The sequence below is a fragment of the Rhodococcus sp. R1101 genome, from assembly GCF_000278445.1.
GTDB classification, from domain to species: domain Bacteria; phylum Actinomycetota; class Actinomycetes; order Mycobacteriales; family Mycobacteriaceae; genus Rhodococcus; species Rhodococcus gordoniae.
The window spans coordinates 1-1143 of the sequence record NZ_AJVB01000762.1; the positions used below are offsets into that span (position 1 = coordinate 1).

Here is a 1143-nt window from a genome sequence, read left to right on the forward strand (position 1 = left end):
CCCGGCTGGCCCTCGCCGCCGGGGGCGCGGCGAAGCGCATCGACCACATCGGGTCCACCGCCGTGCCCGGTCTGGCCGCCGTCGACGTCCTCGACCTGCAGATCACCGTCGGTGATCTCGCGGCGGCCGACGCGCTCGCCCCCGCGCTCGCTGCCGCGGGTTTCCCGCGCATCGACGACGTGGTGACCGACGAACCGAAGCCGTCCTACGGTGCCGGGGGCGAGACCGACCCGGCCGTGTGGGAGATGCGGTTGCACGGCAGCGCCGATCCTGGCCGTCCCGCGCGGGTGGCGGTCCGCGTGGACGGCTGGCCCGCCCAGCAGTTCGCGTTGCTGCTGCGCGACTGGCTGTCCGCGGTCGACACCGCGAAGCGCGAGTACGCAGATCTCAAGGCCGACGCCGCTGCCGACGCGGCGCAGCGGTCCGACCCCGCCGAGGCGGCCGCCGCCTATGCGGCGCTCAATGCGCCGTGGTTCGACCATGCGCACCATCGCGCATGGGAGTGGGCCGCGAACACCGGCTGGTCGGCCTAGAGGCGTCCGGATCCCGGTGGATTCCCGCCCGGGAATGTTCCGGGCACCCCGCCCGTTAGGGTAGTTGACAGTTCAACTATTTGACGGAGGTTCCATCGTGCAGTTCGGCATCTTCACCATCGGCGACGTGGCGCGCGACCCCACGACGGGCCGGGTCCCCACCGAACACGAGCGCATCCTTGCGATGACGAAGATCGCGCTGAAGGCCGAGGAGGTGGGGCTCGACGTCTTCGCGTCCGGCGAGCACCACAATCCGCCCTTCGTCCCGTCCTCGCCGACGACGATGCTCGGCTGGATCGCTGCGAGGACCGAGACGCTCATCCTGTCGACCGCGACCACGCTCATCACCACCAACGACCCGGTGAAGATCGCCGAGGACTTCGCGATGCTGCAGCATCTCTCCGGTGGCCGCATCGACCTCATGATGGGGCGCGGCAACACCGGGCCCGTCTACCCATGGTTCGGCAAAGACATCCGTCAGGGCATTCCCCTCGCCATCGAGAACTACCACCTACTGCGACGGCTCTGGCGCGAACGCGTCGTCGACTGGGAAGGCAAGTTCCGCACGCCGCTGCACGGCTACACCTCCACCCCGTGGCCGCTCGACGAC

General features: G+C 70.0%; 2 protein-coding genes. Both read left to right on the forward strand.

All coding sequences use genetic code 11. The features are described from left to right. On the forward strand, positions 1-533 hold a 533-nt coding region (locus R1101_RS0123980; protein ID WP_016935692.1), incomplete at its 5' end, for a GrpB family protein. 97 nt (positions 534-630) lie between these two features. Continuing rightward, the coding region (locus R1101_RS0123985; protein WP_016935693.1) for an LLM class flavin-dependent oxidoreductase at positions 631-1143 on the forward strand (513 nt) is incomplete at its 3' end.